Annotated in this window: 15 protein-coding genes; 6 read left to right on the top strand and 9 right to left on the bottom strand. The window is 39.4% G+C overall.

What is annotated here, in order from left to right:
- Nucleotides 1–4: 4 nt before the first annotated feature.
- The 4 genes from LMB57_RS09510 to cls form a co-directional block, all read right to left on the bottom strand.
- Complete coding sequence (locus tag LMB57_RS09510; protein WP_229272449.1) at nt 5–940, bottom strand: LacI family DNA-binding transcriptional regulator; 936 nt, start codon at nt 938–940, stop codon at nt 5–7.
- A complete protein-coding gene (addA, locus tag LMB57_RS09515; protein ID WP_229278213.1) occupies nt 941–5,119 on the bottom strand; it encodes a helicase-exonuclease AddAB subunit AddA in 4,179 nt (1,392 codons plus the stop codon).
- The gene (locus tag LMB57_RS09520) at nt 5,119–8,901 is read right to left on the bottom strand and encodes a PD-(D/E)XK nuclease family protein (RefSeq protein WP_229272447.1); all 3,783 of its coding nucleotides are present in this window, start codon (nt 8,899–8,901) and stop codon (nt 5,119–5,121) included. Before LMB57_RS09520 ends, addA begins: the two co-directional genes overlap by 1 nt.
- Nucleotides 8,902–9,015: 114 nt before the next feature.
- Complete coding sequence (cls, locus tag LMB57_RS09525; protein ID WP_229272446.1) at nt 9,016–10,479, bottom strand: cardiolipin synthase; 1,464 nt, start codon at nt 10,477–10,479, stop codon at nt 9,016–9,018.
- A gap of 139 nt (nt 10,480–10,618) precedes the next feature.
- Between cls and LMB57_RS09530 the strand changes: the two genes are divergently transcribed.
- Nucleotides 10,619–11,203: a GNAT family N-acetyltransferase gene (locus tag LMB57_RS09530; RefSeq protein WP_229272445.1), complete on the top strand. Its 585-nt coding sequence runs from the start codon at nt 10,619–10,621 to the stop codon at nt 11,201–11,203.
- Nucleotides 11,204–11,288: 85 nt separating this feature from the next.
- Here LMB57_RS09530 and LMB57_RS09535 read toward each other — a convergent pair whose 3' ends face one another.
- On the bottom strand, nt 11,289–14,204 hold the full coding sequence (locus LMB57_RS09535; RefSeq protein WP_229272444.1) for a hypothetical protein: 2,916 nt from the start codon (nt 14,202–14,204) through the stop codon (nt 11,289–11,291).
- Nucleotides 14,205–15,015: 811 nt separating this feature from the next.
- On the opposite strand from LMB57_RS09535, the gene menC reads away from it, so the two are divergent.
- Complete coding sequence (gene menC / locus LMB57_RS09540; RefSeq protein WP_229272443.1) at nt 15,016–16,119, top strand: o-succinylbenzoate synthase; 1,104 nt, start codon at nt 15,016–15,018, stop codon at nt 16,117–16,119.
- A 69-nt stretch (nt 16,120–16,188) separates the two neighbouring features.
- On the opposite strand, the gene LMB57_RS09545 is transcribed toward menC, so the two are convergent.
- Both LMB57_RS09545 and LMB57_RS09550 read right to left on the bottom strand, forming a co-directional pair.
- Entirely contained in the window at nt 16,189–18,426 is a 2,238-nt protein-coding gene (locus LMB57_RS09545; protein WP_324255241.1) for an ATP-dependent Clp protease ATP-binding subunit, read from the bottom strand.
- A gap of 117 nt (nt 18,427–18,543) precedes the next feature.
- Nucleotides 18,544–18,765, bottom strand: coding sequence for a hypothetical protein (locus tag LMB57_RS09550; RefSeq protein WP_003669553.1), 222 nt, complete (start codon nt 18,763–18,765; stop codon nt 18,544–18,546).
- 503 nt (nt 18,766–19,268) lie between these two features.
- On the opposite strand from LMB57_RS09550, the gene LMB57_RS09555 reads away from it, so the two are divergent.
- The 4 genes from LMB57_RS09555 (at nt 19,269) to LMB57_RS09570 (ending at nt 22,287) form a co-directional block, all read left to right on the top strand.
- Nucleotides 19,269–20,456: an aminotransferase class I/II-fold pyridoxal phosphate-dependent enzyme gene (locus tag LMB57_RS09555; RefSeq protein ID WP_229272442.1), complete on the top strand. Its 1,188-nt coding sequence runs from the start codon at nt 19,269–19,271 to the stop codon at nt 20,454–20,456.
- Between the two features lies 1 nt (nt 20,457).
- On the top strand, nt 20,458–21,453 hold the full coding sequence (locus LMB57_RS09560) for a D-2-hydroxyacid dehydrogenase (protein ID WP_229272441.1): 996 nt from the start codon (nt 20,458–20,460) through the stop codon (nt 21,451–21,453).
- Between the two features lie 67 nt (nt 21,454–21,520).
- A complete protein-coding gene (locus LMB57_RS09565) occupies nt 21,521–21,949 on the top strand; it encodes an OsmC family protein (RefSeq protein ID WP_003669548.1) in 429 nt (142 codons plus the stop codon).
- Between the two features lie 152 nt (nt 21,950–22,101).
- Nucleotides 22,102–22,287, top strand: a complete 186-nt coding sequence (locus LMB57_RS09570; RefSeq protein ID WP_182586128.1) for a hypothetical protein — start codon at nt 22,102–22,104, stop codon at nt 22,285–22,287.
- A gap of 175 nt (nt 22,288–22,462) precedes the next feature.
- Here the strand turns inward: LMB57_RS09570 and LMB57_RS09575 are convergent, their stop codons facing one another.
- Both LMB57_RS09575 and LMB57_RS09580 read right to left on the bottom strand, forming a co-directional pair.
- Nucleotides 22,463–24,613, bottom strand: a complete 2,151-nt coding sequence (locus LMB57_RS09575) for a peptide cleavage/export ABC transporter (protein ID WP_229272440.1) — start codon at nt 24,611–24,613, stop codon at nt 22,463–22,465.
- 78 nt (nt 24,614–24,691) lie between these two features.
- Nucleotides 24,692–24,868 (bottom strand): hypothetical protein, encoded by a 177-nt coding sequence (locus LMB57_RS09580; protein ID WP_229278214.1) that lies wholly within the window; start codon nt 24,866–24,868, stop codon nt 24,692–24,694.
- Nucleotides 24,869–24,874 lie beyond the last annotated feature (6 nt).

The raw sequence follows: 24,874 nt of genomic DNA on the forward strand, positions 1-24,874 counted from the left end.
TCTATCAACTATTTATTTTAAAATCAACGATTCGAAATTGCTCTTCTGGATTAAAAAGCAATTCAACAGCTTGTTGACCCAATTTGCGGGGTTGTAAATCAACCTTTTCTTCTTGATTAATTAACATCCCCATCAACCGACTATTGTTAAAACAAATAGTTGGTAAATTAAATTCTTGTAGTTGCCGTATTAATCGTACCAGTAACAAGTCATCAGCACAAACAATTGAATCGATTTGTGGATGTTGTTTAATAAAATCTTTAACTGCGGTCCCGCTTGATGAATATCGCCAGCTAAGAGCAGGAAGTTGATGACTTCGCATACTCTGCTTATAACCTTGATGTCTATCCTGTTCAAATGCCCAATTACTTGCAGATTGAAGAAACACAGGGTGGCTAACCTCCTGATGATCCATCAGATAATCAGTCGCCGCTTGTCCTGCCGCTACGTTATCATTGTCGACAAAACGATCTTGGGCTTTATCTGGGTGACCGATCACCACAAAATTAAGGTTATTTTGGCGAAGGTAATTAGTAATGGGGTCATCTTTAACCGTATAAAGCACTAAAAAGTTATGCACCTTCGACTGTTCGACCATCGATTTTACATTTTGTAAAAGATCTGTGGTAGTGGGTACAATTGCCACAACCATTTCATAGTGAATTGGCTTTAATGCCATGCTAATTCCCCGTAACAAGTCTATATGAAAAGGGTTGGCAGGAGCAGTATCACTGGTTACTGGAAAAATAATTCCGACCATATTTGATTCGCCCCGTGTTAGGTTCTGTGCATTGTAATTTGGTTGATATCCCAACTCTTTAGCAATCGTCGCGATTCGTTGTCGTGTTTTTTCACTAATTCGTGGATTATGGTTTAAAGCTCGAGAAGCAGTCGAAACCGATACCCCTGCTTTTTGTGCAATATCTTTAATTGTCGCCAACTAATCACCCTCTTTTGTAAATAACACGAACTCTCCTAATTCTAACAGGTAAAGCCCCATTTGGACAACTGAAATCCCTTCCATTAAGTTCAAAGCTTCTTTATAGAGTTCTAATTGTCCCCGATACCGGTCCTTTATCCGTGCCAAATCAAAGTCGCGATAATCTTTGTTAAGATGATCAGTCTTATAGTCAACTAGAATAATTCCCTCATCAGTTTTTAAGTAGCCATCAATGATTCCGTGAATTAAAATACGTTCATCATCACTAACATTTACCCCTTTAAATAATTCATGCCCATTCATAATCATTGAGAACGGCACTTCACGATGATAGCCTGCAGGATGTTTTAAAATCTTCTGTCCAACATTAGTCTGATAAAAGGCCACTATTCCTTCACGGTTGATCTGCGCTGCCACAACTGGATTAATCAATTTTTCTCCTACTAATTTTTGAATTTCTTGATCAACAAATTCAACGTTAATCGGACCTTCATCAAGTGGGAGTTTTTGGAAAACAAGGTGAGTTGCTGTTCCAATTTCTGTTGCCGCGGGTTCCTGAGTAGTCTGCTGAATGAAAGCAGGGACATCAAAGTTATTATTTAAGTAAATACCTTGCGTCTTTACCTTTTGTTGTTGATCATAATCCCACCGCGCCATATCACGTGTGTCAGGATCTTCAAAGACTCGTTTAACATCTGTAACGGATTGGTAAGCAGTTGTTTGAGTAGCGACAAGATAGGGGTAACGATAGCGCAAAATTTGATCAATCTTTTGTTCAGCAGCATCAGTTGTGACTGTATTGTTCTTTTCCGTTACATTAGCACTAGCATTTTGCCCAATTTTTGCCAATCCATCACTAACATCAAGCGCGGTATACGTTTTTGCAATAAAATGAGGATCAGCCGCCAAACCAGTAACTTTAGTATCAGCAAGAGTGCTTTCTTCTAACGTGACATTTCCACGACTCAATTGTTGCGCATTGAATTCCGGATAACGAGATAGTGCAAGACCAATCCAATCCATAAATGAATTTGCAGTGATCCGTGGTTGCGGGCCAATTAGTAAATTCTTACTCTGGTAGGCTTTCTGCCATCGCTGCCATGAACCAACAAGACTTTGTGTCCGCATTTCTTCATTAAAGGAGCCCGTAATAACTAACCGCTGTTCCGCTCGGGTCAATGCAACATAGAGAACCCGAAGATCTTCTGCTCGTTCTCCGCGCTGAATCTCTTCAATCACTGCTTGTCGTTGCGGCGTATCATAAATGACCCGTTGATCATCCATGTAACGAATTCCTACCCCCGCAACAGCATCAACAACTGCATTTTCACGAGCTGCTCCTTTGTTAAAACCATGTGTGGCATCAATTAGAAATACCACGGGGAATTGAAGCCCCTTACTTCCGTGAATCGTCATAACATTAACCGTGTTTGCAGTTAACTGCGTCGGTGCTACTCCTAAATCTTTATCATGTTCCTGCATTTTCTCAATAAAGCGAATAAATTGATAAAGGCCCTTAAAGCTGCTTTGTTCATAGGAATGCGCACGTTGATAAAGGGCGTGGAGGTTTGCTTGCCGTTGGTGACCTCCTGGCATTGCCCCGACGTAATCAAGGTAACCTGTTTGGTCATAGATCTGCCAAATCAAGTCAACAAGGGTTTGCTGTTGGGCTGTTTGTCGAAAGACACGAAGCAACCCTAAGAAGCGATCCGCTTTTTCATAGAGATCACTTACCTGTTCAGGAGTAAGGAGCGATTGGTGGCGAAGCGTCTTTCGTTGGTAATTATTCATAAATGCTTGCAAGGCAGCATAGTAATCAACAGAGCGATTTTGAAGACGGATAAAAGCTAATTCTTGGTTAGTTAACCCGATAATCGGTGATCGCAGAACTGCAACTAATGGAATATCCTGGTGTGGATTATCAATTATCTTCAACAAGGACATCATTACTCGAACTTCGGTAGCTTGAAAATAGCTTTCAACATCGTGAACCGTCAATGGAATATTAAGTTTATTAAACTCTTCCATCAATGAATTATTGATTGCCTTTGTCCGCTCAAGCAAAACAATATCACCGTACTGAATCGGATGCATCTGTCCATCTTCTGGATGAAAAATTAACTCTTGATTTTCGACCATCTGCTTAATTCGCATCCCAATCATCCGAAATTCTCCAGCTAATTTATCATCCTCGTGTTCAACATCTTCTTTTTCTGGATCAAGAGCATTCGCGTCATACAATAATACTTCTGTTGGTTGCACCTTATTATCTTGATTTTCTTCGTAATAAGTTGCCGCATATTTTAAATGGGCATCTTCATCATAATCAATTTCACCAACTTCCCTATCCATAAGTTGTTCGAAAAGGACATTGGTAAAGCTCGTCACATTAGTCATCGACCGGAAATTTTCCCCTAAAATAATCGCTTCTCCGTCGTTACTTTGACGGTAGTTTTGATATTTCTCAAGAAATAATGTTGGATCAGCTTCACGGAATCGGTAAATCGATTGCTTAACATCCCCTACCATAAATAGGTTCTTGCGTTCAGGAGATGTCAATTTCATCAAAATACTTTCCTGAAGGCGGTTCGTATCTTGGTATTCATCAATCATAATTTCTTGATAATGATTTTGCAGATCTTTAACGAGGGCTTGCCAGTTTGGCTGGTCGTCTGGTGGCGTTAAAATAGCGTACGCGTAGTGCTCCAAATCACTAAATTCAAGGACATGCCGATTTAACTTGGTTTGTTGGTACCGCCGACGGAAATTAATCGTTACTGCGCTCAATTCTCGTAAAAGTTCCTGAGCATGCGTTGAAATTAATCGAAATTGGTCTTCACGGTAATTAAAGAACCGATCAACTAGCTGATCAAATTGCTTTTTTATCCCAGTTCGAGCATTTCCCAGCGATTTATATACTTCCTCAGCTAGCTCGTCGTCTTTCGGTTTGCCGCTCATTCGCGCAAATTTAGCATTAGCAAATAAATCACGAATGGTATTCCAAGTAGGTGGTTGCAATAAGTCTAAAAGCTCTAGCATCATCTGCTGGTCTTTTTGCAATGAATCAATAGTTTTATCGTCTAATTGACTTTCAGTTGCTGTGCTTAACAAGGCTGTAAATTGATCACGGAAAGCCGTTAGGTCAGTTACCAGTTCTTCTTTTACAATTGGTTCCTGTGCTTCCTGTTTCCCTAAGTAAGTACTAACTGTCTGTTCCCACTGCTTCTTTAGCTGATTACGCTGCTTTTGAATGTCTTTAAATACATCAATCCGTGGATCATCTGCCGCTGGTCGTCCCCGAAAACTACCAAACTTTTGCTGCGCCATCATTTGACAAACATCACTGACGGTAATACCCCCTAGTGAAGAAAGAAGTTGATGCATCAACTCTTCATCATTCTTAATAACCTCAGCGGCTTGGTCTAGTCCGTTATCGCTAGCTCTTATTGCTAATTCACGATAATCTTGAATAAACTGATTGAGCTTTTCGATGACTAGGGGCTTTAGCTGTTGTTGATAAAAATTAGATTCTAATAGGGAGCCCGCCCCTAAATCATAATTATCTGGTAATTTTTGGAGCCACTTTTCAGGGTCAGGTTGAGCATTAGCAATTTCATACAACCGTAAAATCAAGTCGTCGAGTCCTTGGTCATCACGATCACTAGAAAAGTTGAGAACTAGTTCGCTAAAAGAAGCTCTTCCCGGAACTTTTTCTTCAGCATTTTTATATAGTTCTTCACTAACTTCATGCCAGACATCTTCTTGAAGTAACAATCGTTCCGTTTCATCAGTTAAAAGCCGAAATTGTGGATCAAGGTCAATCAAGTAGTAGTAGCGCTTTATTAACTTTAAACAAAAAGCATGAATCGTACTGATGTCTGCAGCCGCAAGCCGGTTAATTTGATTACTCATCCGGTCACGTAAATCTTTTGGATTAGCTGAATCTTGTACTATTTTCTGCAAGGCTGTCCTGATTTTATCCCGCATATTCTTTGCTGCTGCGTCCGTAAATGTTACGAGTAGCATTCGATCAATGCTTTGCCCTTCTTTAATTAATTCAATTGTCCGATTTACTAGCACAGCCGTTTTTCCTGATCCCGCGGAAGCTGAAACTAGGATATTTTCGCCACGGTCATTAATCGCCTTGGATTGAGCAGGCGTTGGTTTAAATCCAGCCATTACTTCTTATCCTCCTCATCATCGTCTTGGACTACATTATCAAATGCTTCTTTTGCTAAATTAGGATTTAGGTCGCGGTAGTTTTGCTGGTCAAGCATATTATCAAACTGAAATACGTCTAAAAAGTCACTATAATCAAGTCCTGTGCGGCGGTTGCTTCCAGTTAATAACCGGTAAGGATTTAGTTTCAAGTCACCACTCAAAATCTGATTACCCGCATTAATTACAAGTTCCTTATTCATGTTTTGCAGCCAATCAAGTTGCTGTGGCGTAACGAGAAGCGCTTCTTTATTAGCTTTGATTTTTCCATTCTTATACTCCTTAAGTGGGTATAAGAATGCTTGTTTATCTAAACTCTTATCTAACTCCCGCAATAATTGTGGATCATTCAAGAGAATACCCTTGTATTGGTGCTCTTTTAATTTCAAATCATCGAGGGAATTTTTCTTTAACTCGGTAGCCTTAATTGTCGGATTATTCAAACGAAGATATAATGCCCCTGCCAGTCGTGGATTATTCGTTTCCAATTCAGTTAAGTTTGCCTGTAACCCGTTAAGGTAGGTTAAAAGTTGGAGAGAGAGTCCATAATAAGCCGAAGTGAGGTCAAAAAGATGATTACTCGACTTATAGTCAACGACCGTCAAGAAATTATCGTTTCCTTGCTTAAGATTATCGATTCGGTCAATTCGTCCTCGCAGATAAATATGATGATTATCTTTAAGCGGATAATCAAGAGAACCAAGGTTGCCCGGCTGTTGGTTACCAATTCGTCCAAACTGAACTTCGGTTTTTACTGGCTGTGAGCCGGTATATTCAGCTTGGCGGCATAATGTAATTAACATTGTTTTAACAATGGCGGTTAATTGCTGATATTGGAATTGGGCTTGGGCTGAAGAATTAATGAGACGCAATAAGGTTGGTTGGTTCTCTTGAGCTGTAACTAATGCATGGTCAATCAGCTGGTCACGTTGCATTTGATTATCTTTGTGGGCAAGGTCTGCAAATGACAAATTATTTTCCCGAATTGTTGTAACAAAAGTCTCCATTGCTTTATGAAAGAAAGTACCGATGCGGTCGTTAGATAAGGTTAACTCCTCTCGTTTTTGCAACCTCAAGCCGTACTTAAGGAAATATTCGTACTGATTAATATAAAAATCTTGTAACTGCGAAATCGAGGCATATAATACCCGCCCACGCTCGTCATCTGGAGCCATTCGAAGATAAAGTGCTTGAGCCAATTTATTTCCCAGGGAATCAATCTTATTTTGATAATGAAAGCCAGCAGCAACTAAAGATAAACGCTGACCTAGTGATATCCCTTCTGCTCGAACCTTAGCATCAGCTGATTGTTGCCATTGCTTAGCTAACTTAACCAACGATTCAGCAACTGTTTGCCATCCAACGGGCATGACCGGTTGGCGATTAATGCTAACTCCTTGCTCATCACGAATTTGCCGGCTAACTTCGACTAACCGGTTTATTGTTGCAAGCGGCGCACTAATAAAATCAATAGCATTCTCTTGCCCAGCCTTGCTAGTAGCTAATGGATATTCACGAACCGGTTGACCAAAGTAGTGAGCCATATCATGCATATATGGCGATATACTGAGTTCCTTATCATCACTATCAGTTTGCGGTGCCGAGAAAATCAACTGTTCCTTAGCGTTCATAAAGCCAGTGTAGTGGACAAATGGCTCATCAATCAGTTGGTCAATTGCTGTGCCAGGAAGGTATTGGAAGTCTTCATCAAGATAAGCACTCAAAATATCCTTATCCTGATCAGTTAACAAACTATCACTTTCTTGCATCTCAGGCATCACATCATCAGTGGATCCAATCATAAAAACTACTTTTCGGTTTTCACTTTGGACAATTCCAGTTTCAGAGACTACTACTTGATCTAGCGTTGCCGGAATCTGAGAATACTGGGCAGCCGCAAAACCTGCCTGGAGCAATTCACTAAAATCTGCAAGGACCTCACTAGTTCCATTCCGTAGTTCTTGTTGGCCCAAGATTTCTACATATTCTTGGAGAATTTGGCAAAAGGTAGTCCAGACTTGTTGTGGTTGGCGCGCAAGATCTAAATCCCGGGTACTTTGGTATTGTTGCCAAGCATATAACCGTTCCGTAACTCCCATGGTAGCTAAGAACTGGTATAACACAGTCGCAAGTTCTTGTCCTGTTTGTGCCTGTTTAAACTGATCGAGAACTGGCAGTAATTGGTTAGCAACAAAGCCTTTCACAAGGGCTAACTGGTCGTTTAATTTTTTTAACCGTGATTGCGTATACTTTGGATCTGTCAGGTTCGTTCCGGGCACCTGCCATAATTGCTTAACCTTTTCTGGATCATTAGTTGTCCAAGCACTTTTTCCTTCAATTGCCTGCTTAAGGCACCAATTCTCAGTAGCGAAAACAGCTGCTTGAAAGTCGCCTAGCCCCATCAAATCACCAGTGCCTGTCCGTGGAACAAGTAACCATGTCTTCAATAATTGGATGATGTCTGCTGTTCGATAGCCTCGCTGCGGTAATTCTAATAATGTCGTAAGGAGCGTTACTAGCGGATGGTTATCCATCAAGCGTTCATGATCATTAAAAACTGGAATATTATGTGCTGCAAAAACCGGTTCAATCATTGTCTGATAACCGTCTAGGTGGCGACTAAGAATAAGGAAGTCACGATAACGATACTTCCCACTAGCAACTAATTGGCGAATCTGAGTGGCCACACTATTTAATTCAGTCATCCGATTGCTAGTTGTCATAAATTGAATATTTTGGGGACAAGAAAGATTTTCCCGCTCGCCGGGGCCAATTGGTTCGCTTGCATAACGCTTAAAATACGAATCAACTTGTTGTAATTCCATACCAACACGAGGAGTCGTCGCAAACGCTACATTTTGCAAAACCTTTACTTCTTTTTGATGCATTTGGCCAAATTTCCATAAACGGTGAAATTGCATCGCGGAAGAATAAAATAGATTATTTTTAGGAGGAAGTTCCTGCGGATTTGGATGGTTCTGATCGGGGTATCCACGATCAAGGGTTAAAGAAATAGTTGTCGATGCGGCATTCGTAATTAATGCATCCACTACCTGTTGTTCATTTGCAGTAAACTGAGTAAAACGGTCAATAAAGAAGTGCATCTTAGCAACTTCTGGTGATTTTTGAAGGTAAGACACTAATTGCCGGTATAACTCACTATTACCAATGTACCGGTCACGCAACCGATCTTCATAGGCATGATATATAATTTCAACATCATGCATTTTAGCGAGCCACGCCTGGTTAGCTGCTGGATCATTCGCTGACTTCACCTGGGAAATAATACCAGTTAAGTCGTCAGCGGTTATGTTGGCATTTTTTAATTCTTCAAGCTGAGCTGTCATCTTTTGGATAAATCCAGGTTGTTTTACTTCGCTCGCATATAAACGAAGATCACTTGTCTGTTCTTGAACAACTTGGGAAGTTAGCATCGCCATCCCAATTTTAGAAAGGTGTTGTTTTTGAAAAGCTGGAGTATCTCGTAAAAGGTACCAAGCAAGCCGACTAAACGAAAGTACCTGTACGCGTGAAGAGGCGAACCTGTCACTTCCGCTAAGTCCTTGGCGATCACGAAGACCAGCAAGGACATTAATTTCAGTTTCAAACTTAATATGGTTAGGCACCAAATAATAAAAACTCTCATCAGCAGATGCATTCTTTAGCTGGTCAACTAATTGATCGATCAACACTTGCTGATGGTCCATTGCTGCTGTTCCTAAAACAAATCCCAGTGTTCCCATAGTCTTTAATCCTTTCTATCGTTTAAATTGCTCTTCTAATTTTATCATAAAACGAACATATATTCTTTAGCTAAAAACGAGTAGGCATGTATTTCATTCCTACTCGTTCTATCATTATAAAATTGGGGACAGCAGACGCGATACCGTTTGCTTCAACTTTAACCAGCGCGGTTGCTCAGCAAACATTGTCGGTGTAATTACCCGACAGTCACGAATATCGTTAATAAAAATTCGCTCAAGATCGTCTACCGTATTTTGATTATAAATAAAGGCATTAATTTCGAAGTTTAATTTAAAACTCCGAAAGTCAAGGTTAGCAGATCCAACAGAAGCCATCCGACCATCAATCATCATTGTTTTGGCATGAAGGAAACCTTTTTGATAGTAATAAATTGTTACACCATGATTAGCGAGCTCACGAGCGTAATACTGCGTTGCCCGATATACAAAAGCATGATCCGGCATTGAAGGAATCATTATTCGTACATCGATTCCTGAATGAGCCGCTACTTTCAACGCATCCAATATACTATCGTCAGGAATTAGATAGGGAGTTTGAATCCAAATATGGTCCTGCGCTGCATTAATTAGACGTAAATACCCCATTTTAATTTTTTCCAATGGCGCTTCAGGACCACTAGAAACAGTCTGCAACGCAACATTCCCACGCACTCTAATGGGTTGAAAATAAGGATGGTAATGAATAACCTTATCCTTATCCTTCTTCATTGATGCGTTCCAGTCGCCGATAAACCGTCGCTGAAGACCATAAACACCACCACCGACAATTCGAAGGTGAGTATCACGCCATGGACCAAATTTAGGAACGCGCCCTAGGTATTGATCCCCAACATTAAAACCACCAACATACCCAAGCTCACCATCAATAACAACGATTTTTCGGTGATCCCGATAGTTTATCCGAAAATCAAAGAAGTTACTTCGCGACATCAAGAACGGGGCCGCATAACCACCGACTTCACGTAAATGATCATAGAAACTTGGCCAGACTCCCATCGACCCCCATGAATCGTAGAGAACTCGCACTTCTACTCCCTCAGTTGCCTTTTGTTCAAGCAACGTCCGTAATTCATTACCAATTTGATCATTATAAATTGTATAAAACTCAATATGGATACTCTTTTTCGCTGCTGCAATATCATCAAACATTTTCTTAAAAAGCACATTACCATTTGTAAAAATATTAACGGTATTGTGCCGCGTTAAAAATGAGTCATCAATACTTTGAAAAAGCATGATGGTCCGTCGATAAATCTGGACGGTTTGATCTTTAGGCTTCGGCATATTGATGAATTGTTGCTTCTGCCTTTCTAGTGCTTGTTTTAATTTTAGTTGCGTTTGGGATTTTATTCGGGCTAATTGTTTATGTGGTAATTTTCGCCCAAAGAATGCATATAAAATAAAGCCAAAACCAGGAACCAGCGTTAACACCAATAACCATGCCCAAGTTGCAGCAATATCCCGCTTTTCACGGAAAACAGTATAAATGGCCGCAATTTCATTGACGAGAATAACCAGTAGCAAACACCACCAAATAATTGTCCATGTTAATGCCATCGCTTATCCTCCATTCATTTCATTGCTTTTCATTCTAACGCAAACTACTTCTTTCTGAAATATAATCTCGTCTATTTTCTCCGCTGAATAAGACTAAATGGCGTACAATAGAAATATTATTAATCAAGGGAGGATACTAATGGCAGAAATATATTTACGACGCGCTCAGACTCAAGATTTAGCGGCGATCATGAAAATAATTGATGATGCAAAAGAGCTTCTAAAGAAAAATGGCAGTCCGCAATGGCAAAACGGTTATCCCAATCAGGAAAACTTTACTCAAGATATTGCGATGCAAACAAACTGGATATTAATTAATGATAATAAAGTAGTGGCCACTGCGACTCTTCAACTCACACCAGAACCAACCTACCACAACATTACACAGGGGCAGTGGCAACAACCAAATGAGCCTTATGCTACCATCCACCGGGTCGCTATCAGCAGTAATTATCGGGGACAAGGACTTAGTAAGTTGCTATTTTCTAACTTGCTAACGGTTGGCCAAATGCAAGGAATTAAGAACTTTCGGATTGATACTCACCGCAGCAATAAAGCGATGCAACATATTGCCGAAAATTTTAACTTTAAGAAACGAGGAATCATTAAAGTTAATGACCAAAATGATCCCGAGCGATTAGCCTATGAACTAAACTTAGGAAGCTACCATAAGCTTACCCGAATCAATAATAATTTTATGCAACCATTGATTGATAGGCTATAAGCTGCAAAAGAGAATATCAGTTTAAAACAACAAAGAGGTTGGGGTATTTCCCAGCCTCTTTGTTATATTTATTAACCGTTTCGGATTAGTTGTGGCGCTTCTTTGAACTGTAAGTGATACCAAGTGTACCAAGTAATGCAGTGGCAGCTAAAGCAACAATTGACATAGAAGATTGATCGACCTTTTGTGATGATTTACTCTTCTTAGCTGGAGTTTGCTTCTTAGTAACAGTATCAGCTTTAGCAACTGACTTCTCACTGTTGTCTGCTTTAGTGGCTTTATTATCAGCAGTAGAAGCAACCGGTGTTTGTGTACCATTTGTAGTAGCAGCAACTGCAGCTGTTTGTGTTACAACTGGTGCTGAACTTTCATTACTCTTAACAGTATTTTCAGCAGCATGATTTACTGTAGTAACAACTGGTGCAACCGCAATAGGAGTTTGTGTAGATGTCTTTACAATTGATGGTGCTGAAACAGCTTGAACACGTCCAGTAGTTTCAGCTTGTAGACGGTTTGAAGCTGTTGGAAAGGCAACAGTATCAACATTACCATCATTAGCAACTTTCACTGCTGAAGGAAGGACAATAGTATTATTTGCTAAACGAACTTCATTAGCTCTCTTAGCATCTTCACGCTGTTGAATAGCTGCTAATTGAACATTGAATTGTTCAGCAAGTTTGTTATAAGCAGCCTTATTTTCAGCCTTTAATTCGGCAAGAACAGCATCACCATGAGCAATAACTGCTTGATGTTGATCTTGTAATTGCTTGATTTGTGGATCAACGCTTGGAACAAGTTCGTTAATCTTAGCATCAAGCTTTGCATTTTCAACTTTCTTGATGTTGGCGATCTTAGCGTCACGATCAGCAGTAAGTTTTTGAGCGGCTACTTGGTTAGCCTTTACTAAGTTTTGGTAGGCATTATCCAATTGAGCCTTGTATGCTTGAAGATCAACAGCCCCAGTAGCCTTAAGAGCAGCATCACGAACTCCAGCTGCCTTAGTTACTGCAGCATCATAGTTAGCCTTTACCTGAGCCTTCGCATCATTATATTGTTGTTCAAGCTTATTTAAGTTAGCTTGATGGGCACTAGCTAATGCATCAAGAGATTGTTGTGCTTGTGCCTTAACATCAGCTAATTTTTGTTGTTCACTAGCAGTAGCTTTTTGCACATCAGTAGCAGTTGGCGTAACTGTCTTTGTGCCTGATACTTTATTAACGTGATATTGAGCAGTCTTAATAGTATTTAATTGTGCATCAACAGTTGAAGTACCCCATATATTACGATTTTGAACTTCTTTAGTTAAGTTAGCATCATGATCAATGTTAAATCCGACATGATCAAATGTTACAGCGTATGATGGATTCTTGCGATCAGAAACACCTGACCCATTCTTAGCAGTCATCTCATCGGTTAACTTTTGGAAACCAATTCCTACAGTCCGAACACCAGCACGAAGAAGGTTAACTGCATGTCCACCGATGTGTGTTGGATTTACTAATTCACCATAGTACATACCCTGCATTGAGTTATAGAGATTAATAGCGTAATTAAGAAGGGTTGGCATTCCCGCTTGCATAGTAGTTAAGTTTTCGTTAACGTCAGTGTAAACTGCCTTACCATTGAATTCACTTGTTAAATTCTTTTTCAAGTTCCTGGTTGCATCATTAATAACGCTAGTATAAGTTGCTTCGGCAGGCATTCCACTGTCTTTAATAGTATGGCTATTATTATCAACATTGTATTTTGCCCGGTTAGCAACAACTTGATTTGCAATGTTATCAGTAAAATCAGTATTTACTAAATCAACTGGAGCAACATTTACAAAACCATCATTCTTATTAACCGCATTGTAAAATTCACGGTAATTTTGGAAAACATTGTTACGGAACCCATTTTCCCATGAAAGAGCTAATGCCCGTAATACTTGAACTTGGTCAGCCGTTAATCCATCAGCAGAAACTTTTTCTGAATGGTCATTTTTAGCGTCATAGCTTAATAGACCTGGTTGAAAGTCTAATGGCATCTCTGAAATATCATGTGGAGTGGATTCAGCAGCCTTGTTTGTGATTACAGCACTATCTGGATATTCACCATAGTAAGTATTAGCAAATTCAGGATAAGTATAATCAGATACAGGAATAGCACCATTATAACCACGAACTTCTAGATGAATTCCATATTTTGTTACATAATCAGGAACTTTAACATCTGTTTGTGGTTTAGCAACTCGGCCCGTAACAGCAACATCATTAGTAGTTGCAACTTCATAAGGCTTGTTAGCATTAGCGGTTGCGGTTGCAAGAGATGCTTCAGCATTTTTAATATTCTCTGCATTAGTTGCTTGTTGAGCAGATAGCTTACCTTGGTAAGCATCATTTTCCTTAGCAACAGCTGAGTCGTAATTATTAGCAGCAGTCTGTGCTTGGCTTGTTTGCGTATTAGCTGCATCACTTAAAGCTTTTTGATATTGTGCATTGATATCGGCAACAGCTTGTTGATTTTCAGCAGCTTGACTAACAGCTTGTGCGTACTGTTGATCATTTGCTGCACGTTGAATGGCTTCGTTTTGTTGTTGTGCGTTAATTTGTTGTTGATATTCAGCATTAGCAGCTGAAGTTTGTGCCTCAATAGAAGCAGCAGTGGAAGCTTGTGCTTGTGCGATAGCACCGGCTTGTTCTTGTTCTAGAGCAGCATGACTAGCTTTTAATTGATCAATTTGTGCGTTGGTTTGTGCAAGATCCGCAGCATTTGATTGCTCGTTAGCCGTAGCTTGTTGAGCTTCTTTACTATCATTTGCTGATTGCAATTGTGCAAGTTGCTGATCAGCGGTTGCTCTAACTTGATTGTAAGTAACTTGGTCATTACTTACTTGTGCATTATTTTGACTGTTATCAGCGTGTACATCTGTCGTTGAAGTGGTGGTAACGACTCCTGCTGTCAAGATTGCCCCCGCAACCAAAGCAGTTGAACGCCAATTATTTGTATTCGAATTTCTCATTTTAATAAACCCCCGTTTATGAAAAAATATTCAAAAGAAAATAAATTATTCATGCAAGGTTTATTGCTTAATGACTTAACAGTTCCTACTATATCAAGGTTTTGAGGGATTACAAGTAGCACAAATTTTCAAACGGTTATTTTCATATTTTAGCTATTCACCCGTTAAATAGCTTTTCTTATCAGCGAAATAACTGTTCATTAATCACTCGAACAAAAATCAATGTATGGAATAGTTCCTTATATATCAACGATTATAAACTAATCAAGCAATCAGCCAACAGCTAATATCATTGGAGTTGTTTTTATATATTTGAACACCACAACTAGTTTCAAAAAAATTTAAAAAATTTTAAAACCGTTCCCGTGATAATTATAGATCATTAAATCACTATTTAATCGACAAATAAAACGACTAAAATAGCCCTAAAACCCTCTTACACTTCGACACATCTGTCGCAAAATAAGACGGTTGTAAACGAATGCAACGACTATTTTACATCCCTTTTATCATCTTTTTAGCCTATCATTTAACAATCGGTAACTCACTAAACCGTTGTTATGTCAACATTTAATCCACTTACATTTAACAAGAAAGCCACCAAATTCACTTTATTTTTCACTCGAACAAATGAGTTGATAAGTCAACTCATTAATTAACCCATTTTCCACCCCATTTTTGCCTATTTTTTCTATTTTCAGCCCATATATTCTAGCTATTTTTCCGAGCACTTTATGCATAATATCATTTACAATTATCCTTCTTTATCTCAAACTAGGATTTAATAAGTTAATTAAGGAGCTGAGTATTAATGAAAATCACTGCTGCACACCTATATAAGATAAACCTACCACTCCAATCACCTTTTAGAACAAGCTTCGGTCAAATGACAACCAAAGACTTCACTCTATTAGCACTACATGATGAAGAGGGTAATTCAGGATATGGGGAGTGTTCTGCATTCAGCCAGCCATTTTATACGGAAGAATTCAGGGATAGTGCTTATCTCCTTCTCAAAAATACTCTTATTCCAATGATTCTTAATCAAGAGCTCTCATCACCCACCCAGTTAAGTTGCTATTTTACGACTATTAAGAGAAATAATATGGCAAAAGCTGCAGTTGATACCGCTTTGTGGGACTTATATGCAAAAAGAAACCATCAATCTCTAGCAAGAGCAATTGGTGGTCATAAAACAGAGGTGCTAGCTGGCATTAGTATTGGAATTCAACCTTCTCCCGAGCTTTTAGTTACTAAAGTACGTCAGGCGGTAAAAGCTGGCTACCAGCGTGTAAAAATCAAAATTAAGCCTGGTGCCGATTACCAATATCTTAAAGCAGTTCGTAATGAGTTTCCTCATCTAATGTTAATGGCTGATGCTAATTCAGCTTATCGATTAAAAGATATTGACTGCTTAAAACGTCTCGATGAACTTAACCTCTTAATGATTGAACAACCTCTCGAAGCAGATGACCTTCTTCACCATGCCCAACTTCAACAACAATTAACCACACCGCTTTGTCTCGATGAGAGTATCAATAGCCTGGCAGATGCACAGGCGATGGAGCAATTAGGAAGTGGGCGAATAATTAATATTAAAATCAGCAAGGTAGGTGGCCTCACCGCAGCAAAAATGATCCAAGCGTTTGCAGAAGCTCATCAAATTGGTTGCTGGTGTGGCGGAATGTTAGGATCAGGCGTTGCAAGGGCTGCTGACATCGCTGCCGCTACGCTTCCTGGTTACGTCTTTCCGAATGATATCTCCGCTTCGCAACGCTACTTTGCTCACGACATTATTAAACCTGAGATTAAGTTAGACAATGGCAAGATCAATGTTCCAACTAGTTCAGGAATCGGCTATGGATTAGCTTGGAACATTATTCACCGTTATTCTATTGAAGAAACAATTTTTTAAAGACAAAAAACGCATAAATTATCCCCTTGAGAGATAATTCATGCGTTTTATTAATGTAATGAAGGAAAATTACTTTTCGTCTTTCTTATCTTCGTCAGACTTCTTGTCTTCTTCCTTCTTATCATCTTTTTCTTCATCCTTCTTTTCAGATGGTGAAGTATATTCTTTGCTATCGTCCTTTGAAGCATCCTTAGCATCAACAATTACGAGTTGGCCATCCTTCATTTCGGCAACAAGGTCCTTTGCATCGAGGTGGTCAAGGTAGTAATCAGTTACCTTATCACGGATTTCACGTTCGATAACCCGACGAAGAGGACGAGCGCCCATGGCTTCATCGTAACCTTCATCAATAAGGTATTGCTTTGCAGTATCCGTAACCTTAACATGCATGCCCTTCTTAGCCAATGTCCGGTTAACTTCAGCGAGCATTAAGTCAACGATTTGCTTCAAATCTTCCTTAGTCAAGCTGTGGAATTCAACAATAGCGTTAAACCGGTTTAAGAATTCAGGACGGAAGTAAGTAGTCAACTTCTTAATCAAGTCTTCTTCATCTTCGTTCCGACCCATCTTGACTGGAGCATCGTTGGAATAGCCGGCGTTTGATGTAGCGATGATAACAGTATTCTTAAAGTCAATAGTGTTACCTTGTCCATCAGTTAACCGACCATCATCAAGCACTTGAAGCAAGAGGGTGATAACTTGTGGGTTAGCCTTTTCAATTTCATCAAGAAGAATAATTGAATAAGGGTGACGACGAACCTTTTCAGTCAAGGTATTACCGTTGTCTTCGTAACCAACATAACCAGCAGTAGCACCGATCATCTTAGATACGGCTGTCCGGTCAGAGTATTCAGACATATCTAACCGAATAATGTCATCCTTGCTACCAAACATATCAAGGGCTAGTTGCTTAGCAAGTTCAGTCTTACCAACACCAGTAGGTCCAACGAAGAGGAAACTACCAATTGGTGAATCGCCTTCGTCAAATCCAGCACGGTTACGACGAATAGCACGAGCAACTGCTTCAACAGCTTTATCTTGGCCAATAACCTTGCCTTCAAGCCGCTTGTCCATGTCCTTTAAACGTTCAACGTCACTAGCACCAATCTTAGAAACTGGAATACCAGTCATTTGTTCTACAGCCTTAGCAACGTCTTCTGGAGTAGCAGTAACCTTTTCAGATTCAGAGTTTTCACTCAATTGCTTCTTCAAGTCAGCAATCTTTTCCTTAGCATCTTGGGCAGCCTTGTAATCTTCTTTCTTAGCAGCCGCTTTTTGCTTCTTTTCTTCTGCTTCGATATCTTTTTCAATTGCCTTAGCATCACGTGCTGGGTGCTTTGCTGCTAAGTGAGCAGCGGTCATATCGATTAAGTCGATAGCCTTGTCAGGTAATGCGCGTTGTGGCATGTATTGAACAGAGTAATCAACAGCAGCTTGGAGAACGTCATCTGGTAACTTTACATTGTGGTGACGTTCGTACAAGTCACGAATACCTTTAAGGATGGCCACTGTATCAGCCTTACTTGGAGCATTAACAGTAACAGAATTGAACCGCCGTGCTAATGCAGCATCCTTCATAATAGTGTTTCGGTATTCATCTTGAGTAGTTGCACCGATAACTGTTAGTTCACCACGGGATAATGCTGGCTTAATAATGTCAGACATACCTTTAGAACCACTAGAATCACCAGTTGAACCGGCACCGATAATTTGGTGAATTTCATCGAAGAAGAGAATAATGTTTCCAGCCTTCTTGACTTCATCAACCAACTTTTGCATGTTTTCTTCAAAGCTACCACGGTATTGGGTACCTGCTTCAAGACCAGAAATATCAATACTGATAATTTCCTTGTCCTTGATAGCAGCTGGCACATCGCCGGAAACAATTGCTTGTGCTAATCCTTCAACAACAGCAGTCTTACCAACACCAGCGTCCCCAACTAATACAGGGTTGTTCTTTGTCCGCCGGCTTAAAATTTCAGCTGTTTCTTGGATTTCCTTGTTACGACCAATAACAGGGTCAAGTTCATGTTCACGAGCTTCTTGAGTTAAATTCCGACCTAACTTGTGTAAGATACTGTCCTTACCTGCGTTAGGTTGAGGGCCAGGTTGACCACCTTGTTGAGGATTTGCACCGCCTGGCAATTGACCAGTTCTACGATATTCAGCAAATTCTTCTGGTGTTACTTCACGACCATTGATTAGGTAACGCCGATTATCAGAATTGAAACCATTCATGCCACCCATTAATTGATTAAAGATGTCATTCATGTCGTTGTCAAATGGATTCATTGGGTTTTGAGCCATATGCAATCCCTCCTCAATTAAATATAATATTTTATTTTCTAAGTTTCGTAGTCTAAGTATTCTGAAAGCCAAAAGTTAACACACTTGACTTCCTGTGGCTACAGCAAAACCACAATCTCATTCGAGGTAATGCTCTTCTAGTTCTTTAAGGACCTCCCACATGCTCTTGTCCTGAGCGCGAGCCAAGGCGTCAAGATCACGCAGGTTAAGCGACGTCGAACTAGACTGTGGTTTGTTAAACGATTTGTGTAAAGTCGTGTAGCCGTAACCGGAACGCTTGGAAACTTGATAAATGGTCAAGTGGTTAACTTCCAAATAATGTTTGATGTCGATCCGCATTGCTACCCACTTCCTTTACGATTAATATTATATCACATTTGTGTAGTAAGACAACAAAAAAGACACAAAAAAATTAAAAAAATTGTAGGATATAAATTTAATATTAAATTAAAGGCGAACTAATAATCACAAACATTTTCGCTCTTTGTTATATTTACATTTGTAACCAATAAATAATTTTGTAATTAATAGTTTTTTTCAAACACCGCTTGACAAAAATTAAAAAACAATTAGAATTATTAATAATCAGTTAATCAAAAGGAGGACACAATGATGATCACTGCGACAATTCACTTGAATCAAGCGTATGTCTTCTGGTTTAGCGCGATTACCGTCCGCTAACCAGCAGTGATTTTGTCATTGTGGCGTTCTCGGATGACCCCCAAACATCCGAGAGCCTCTTTTATACTCATTCCAATCTGATCAAGAAGCCCTGGATGTTATTCCGATAGCATTTAGGGCTTCTTTTTCTAAATTTACATATTATATAGGAGGAAATTATCATGCCAGCTACTAAAAAAGAAATTCTTAGTCGTCTTAACAATAATTTCGCTAAACTCACTCCTGGCGGGATCCGCGAATTTGACTACCAAGTCAGTACAATCCCTGGCATCATTAAGCTAACATTAGGTGAACCAGACTTTAATGTGCCAAACACAATGAAGCAGGCCGCAATCGATAGTATCAATGCCAATGATTCACACTATGCTCCGGGAAATGGAACCTTAGCACTACGCCAAGCAATCGCCCACTTCATGCAAGATCGTTACCAGCTGGACTACGATCCGGAAAATGAAATTGCGGTTACAGTTGGCGCAACAGAAGGGATTTTCGCTTCTCTTTCTACTACTATTAATCCTGGCGACGAAATTATCATTCCAACCCCAACTTTCCCCTTCTATATAGCTGTCACAAAGATTCTTGGTGGGATCCCAATTGAAGTTGATACAAGCAGCGATGATTTTGTTCTCACACCCGCAAGACTCCAAAGCATACTAGAAGAACATCCTAACGCAAAGGGACTAATTCTTAACTACCCTTCTAACCCAACTGGTGTTACTTATACCCAAGATCAAATTAAAGCACTCGCCGATACGGTTAAATCAACTAGCTTGATTGTAATTGCAGATGAAATTTACTCTGAACTTGTTTACGGAGCTACTCATACTTCAATCGCTAATTACATCCCCGAACAAACGCTAATTTTAAATGGTGCCTCAAAGTCACATGCAATGACTGGTTACCGGATTGGTTTTATCGCTGGGCCACAAGAATTGATGAAATCAGTCAGTGCCATTCACGCGATGTTAGTAACGGCTGCTTCTAATCCAGCAATGGCCGCTGCAGGAGCCGCATTTGGTACTGACGAAGGAAAAACAGCTACTCAAGAAATGAAAGAAGCCTATAAGCAACGACGAGATTTCGTTGTTAATAGCCTCCAAAAATTAGGGTTCGAGCTGATTAATCCTCAAGGAGCCTTCTACGTTTTTGCCAAGATTCCTGAACAATATGGTAATGATGACCTTAAATTTGCGACAAATCTTGCCAATGAAGGAAAAGTTGCTGTGATTCCTGGTTCTTTCTTTGGAGCTGGTGGCCAAGGATATGTTCGAATTAGTTACGCAACCAGTATGGAAAATCTAACCGGAGCTCTTGATAACATTGCGGCCTTCATTAATAAGGAGGATTAACATGACAAAAATCTTAATGACAAGTGTGCGGGACGATGAACAAACCGCCATTAACGAATACGCAAAAGAACATAATATCGAAATCATCACAACGCCGAAATTGATTGACGATGCTGTTGAATTAACTGCCGGTGTTGATGGACTCGTGATTCAGCAACGTAGTAAAGTTCCGGCTACTATTTATGAAAAACTACATGCTAATGGTCTCAAACAGATTGCGACCCGGACAGCTGGTTTTGACATGGTCGACGTCAAAAAGGCTAATGAAAATGGTCTAGTCGTGACCAATGTCCCAGCATATTCACCGCGAAGTGTCGCTGAGTTTGCATTAATGCAGATATTCCGGTTACTTCGGAAAACTTACCGCTTTGACCATCAAGTCGCCGAAAATGACTTCCGCTGGTTTAGCGATGAACAATCAACGGAAATTCATACTGCTACCGTTGGGATTATTGGTGTTGGACGCATTGGCGGAACTCTAGCAAAACTCCTTCATGCATTAGGTGCTACCGTTTTAGGATATGATACGAATCCGCGCACTGACCTCGATGGCATTGTCCAGTTTGTTTCTAAAGAAGAGCTACTAAAACAAGCCGATGTTGTCAGCCTCCATGTCGATTTAAATCCGACTTCCAAAGGGTTACTGACTGCTAACGACTTTGCAATGATGAAACCAACTGCCGGTTTGGTTAATGCTAGCCGTGGTCCAGTCGTTAATACAGCTGATTTAGTTGCGGCCCTTAAAAAAGGAACAATTGCAGCGGCTGCCCTTGATACTTTTGAGGGTGAAGAAACGGTGGCAGCTACAGATCGTCGAGAAAAAGGGCTTGATGACCAGCCACTTGTTAAAGAACTTCACGAAATGGATAATGTTATTCTTACTCCTCATATCGCTTTCTTTACTAATTTAGCTGTCAAAAACATGGTAGATATTTCTCTTAATGATGTAATGACAATCCTTAATGAAGGAAAATCACCACATGAAATCACCTTATAATTGAGCACCCTCATTGACCAAAAGTATCGTCTCGATTACACTATGGGTATTAAAGGAGGGAACGGGTATGAGTAAATATAAAGTAACAGCGACTAAGACAACAACGGGAATGCAGGTTTCAGCAGGTACCCGCGGTTTTGAAATCACCTTTGATGAACCTGAAAGTACAAATACGGGGATGAACCCAGTAGAAATTCTCCTCGCATCATTTGGTGCCTGCCAGGCAATCACTGCCCAAGCATTAGCTAAAAAACGCAACTTTGACCTACGAGCTTTTTGGGTAACAATCGAGGGTGATCTTGGTCGTGAAGATGTTGCTGATGGTAAGAATGTTCGTAAATTTACTGAGATCCGTTACCAACCACACCTTCGCAGCAGCGAGTCTGATGAAGACATCAAGAAGTTCCTCGCTGACGTTGCCGCAAAGTGTCCCGTGGAAAACACTCTGACCTACGGAACGAAATTTGTTCAAGATGGATTTGTAAAAGTTGATTAGTTGAAAAAACGCCTTGGAATTTTCCAGGGCGTTTTTCTAAATAGTCAACCTATACGAATTCTGCAAGAAACTTAACGAATTTTGCAAAGTGTCCTTTAAATTAGATCTTTCCTTATAATTAAGGTACACATACTGTCTTAGGGGGAGAACTAATGAAAATTCACTTCAATAAGGACTTTTGGCGGGATGGTTTCTTTTATGTGTACTTATTACTTTTGTTTCTCTGGATTGCTCCATTTTCAGATGGTTCGCTTCCATTAGATGAGTCGCTACTATGTATCTTCTTTATAATTTTTACTATCGGTTCCATGCTCGCAATTATGTTTAATAAAGACTGAGAAAGGACTGTGACATAAGTTAAGTTACTTTCATAAAAAGCAAATACGCAGTACAACAATGGCCTCTAACATCCGGCAAAACCGAACGTTAGAGGCCTATTGTTGCTTGCGGGGGCTCCCAGAGGCTAGCTTCGCGTCGAAAAACGAAGTCACAAGTGACTTCTGTCTCGCTCCCTTATGCATTCCACAAATTATAGTATTCTTGATGATAATTCAAAAGTTCTTGGTGAGTACCCTGTTCAATGATTTTTCCGTCGCGCATTACTACTACTTTGTTGACCTTTTTAGCAATTGAAAGACGGTGGGCAATAAAAATCATTGTGCGGTCTTCAATCTCAAGCAAATTCTCAACGATTCTTTTTTCAGTAATTGGATCCAAACTACTTGTTGATTCATCAAAAATTAAAACACGCGCAGAAGTTAGGAGTGCCCGTGCAATCGTCAAGCGTTGTTTTTGACCACCAGATAATGCAGTTGCTTCTTCATCTAGTTTTGTTTCATATTTTAGGGGCATTTCTTGAATATCATTATAGATTAATGCCAATTTACATGCATTATCGATTTCTTCAGCTGATACTTCCCGGTCTAATCCCATTAGCAAGTTATCTTTGATTGTTCCCGAAAATAATTGTGGCAATTGGGGTAAGTAATGTACATATTGTCTAATATCGCAAAGATTAATCTCAGTTGTTTTATGCTGATTAAATTCTATCTGTCCTTGAGTAGGTAAATAAAAGCCAACTAATAACTTTGCCAAGGTCGATTTACCAGAACCGCTCAATCCTACAATTGTCAATTTATCATTACAACCAATTTGAAGATTGATATCCTGTAAAATTGGACGACTATATTCATATGAATAGTCAACATGGTGAATGTTTATCGGACCTACCAAATCTACTTGATCCTGAGAATTCGTATCTGCCTTTTCGGTGTCAACTTGCAGCACTTCATTTAATCGATTATTCGCCACTTTAGCTTCTTGGAGTTTAGGTTGAAGATTAATAATATTTTGTAATGGACTGATAAAAAAGGCTAATAACGCATTAAAGGCCATCAATGTCCCGATACTTAAGCGACCCTGAATTACTAAAACTGCTCCTTGAAAAAGAATGATTGTTACTAAGCCGTATTGAATCCACATTTTAATTGCATCCTGAAAAGATTTAGTTTTAACATATGTTAGATTCTTTCGTAAGAAATCCGCAAATTGTTTTTCAACATTTTTATAACGGATATTTTCAAGTTGCAGCACTTTCAACGTCTCTACGCCTTTTAAATCCTCAATAATTGCTGAACTTAATTGAGCGTTACTCTCCATTTGTTCTTGATCCAGTTTAGCAAAGCGCTTATTAAAGGCATAAATGATAATGACATAAATCGGAATGGTACTAATTGTAGTTAAAAATAATGACCGATCGTACAAAGAAAGAACAATTCCTATAATCACCATCACGCCAACGTCTAAGAACATTGAAATAATAGTGCTTGATAAGGCATCAATAATCTTATTAATGTCATTGAACCGTGAAGTAATTTCCCCCGTTTTTCTTGTAGAGAAAAATCTCATCGGTAAACGATAAACATGGTGAATATATCTAAGACTTATTTGTGATGTTAGTTTTTGATCCAACCTAGTCAAGAGAACATCTCGTAAATAGTTAAAAAGAGAGTTGAACACATAGACTACCAATAAACTACCAGCAAGGATCGCTAAGCCATCAATATTTTTCGAGGGAATAAAACGATCAATAATTAATTGGAGATAGTATGATCCAACGATGCTGATGAGGGTAATTAATAATGCCGCAATGATAATTCCTGATATATCTTTTTTATAATTAGTTAATTGTCGAAACATCGTCATTAACCCAGCTAAAGGTTCTTTTTGCGGTGTATACCCCTTAGCAGGCGAAAAAAGTAAACTTACACCTGACCATAAACGACCAAACTCATCCCGAGTCATTTTTTGTACTTTCGTAGCAGGATCTGGATCAGCTACATAGATGTAATCTTGGTCAGCCTTAAAAACGACACAGTAATGAAGTAAATCATCCTTAATCACATGTGCGATTAACGGGTAAGTAATTTCAGGATCATTAAACAATGATATATCTGCTTGAATGGGGGTAACGTCTAATCCAAGATGTTTTGCTGCTTTTACAAGTCCTAAGGCGGTAGTTCCTTGCTTAGTTGTCCGTGCTAAGTCACGTAATTTTGCGATTGGATAAACAGACCCAAAATTGTGCAAAATCATTGCTAAAGCGGCGACTCCGCAATCTGCCTCATCAACTTGAGCTACATAATGAGGATAATTGATTTTCATTCACCTCGCTTTCTAATTAGACAAAGAAATAAAGTCCAAAATTAATAATTATTCTGGGCTTTATATTCTCATAAGATACTATTTATTTTTAAATATGGTTAATAAAGTAGCAATTATTGCTCCAACTAAGAAAACTAAGCAGTAAGTAAGTTCATAACCATTTTCTGCATCTATTAACGGTTTAATCCAAAGAACAATAAATAACATGTAAAAATAAAAATTAAAATCTTTGTAAAATTGTTTATTAATTCTCACTTTTAC

The sequence above is a fragment of the Limosilactobacillus secundus genome, assembly GCF_020784695.1.
In the GTDB taxonomy this organism is placed as follows: Bacteria; Bacillota; Bacilli; order Lactobacillales; family Lactobacillaceae; genus Limosilactobacillus; species Limosilactobacillus reuteri_F.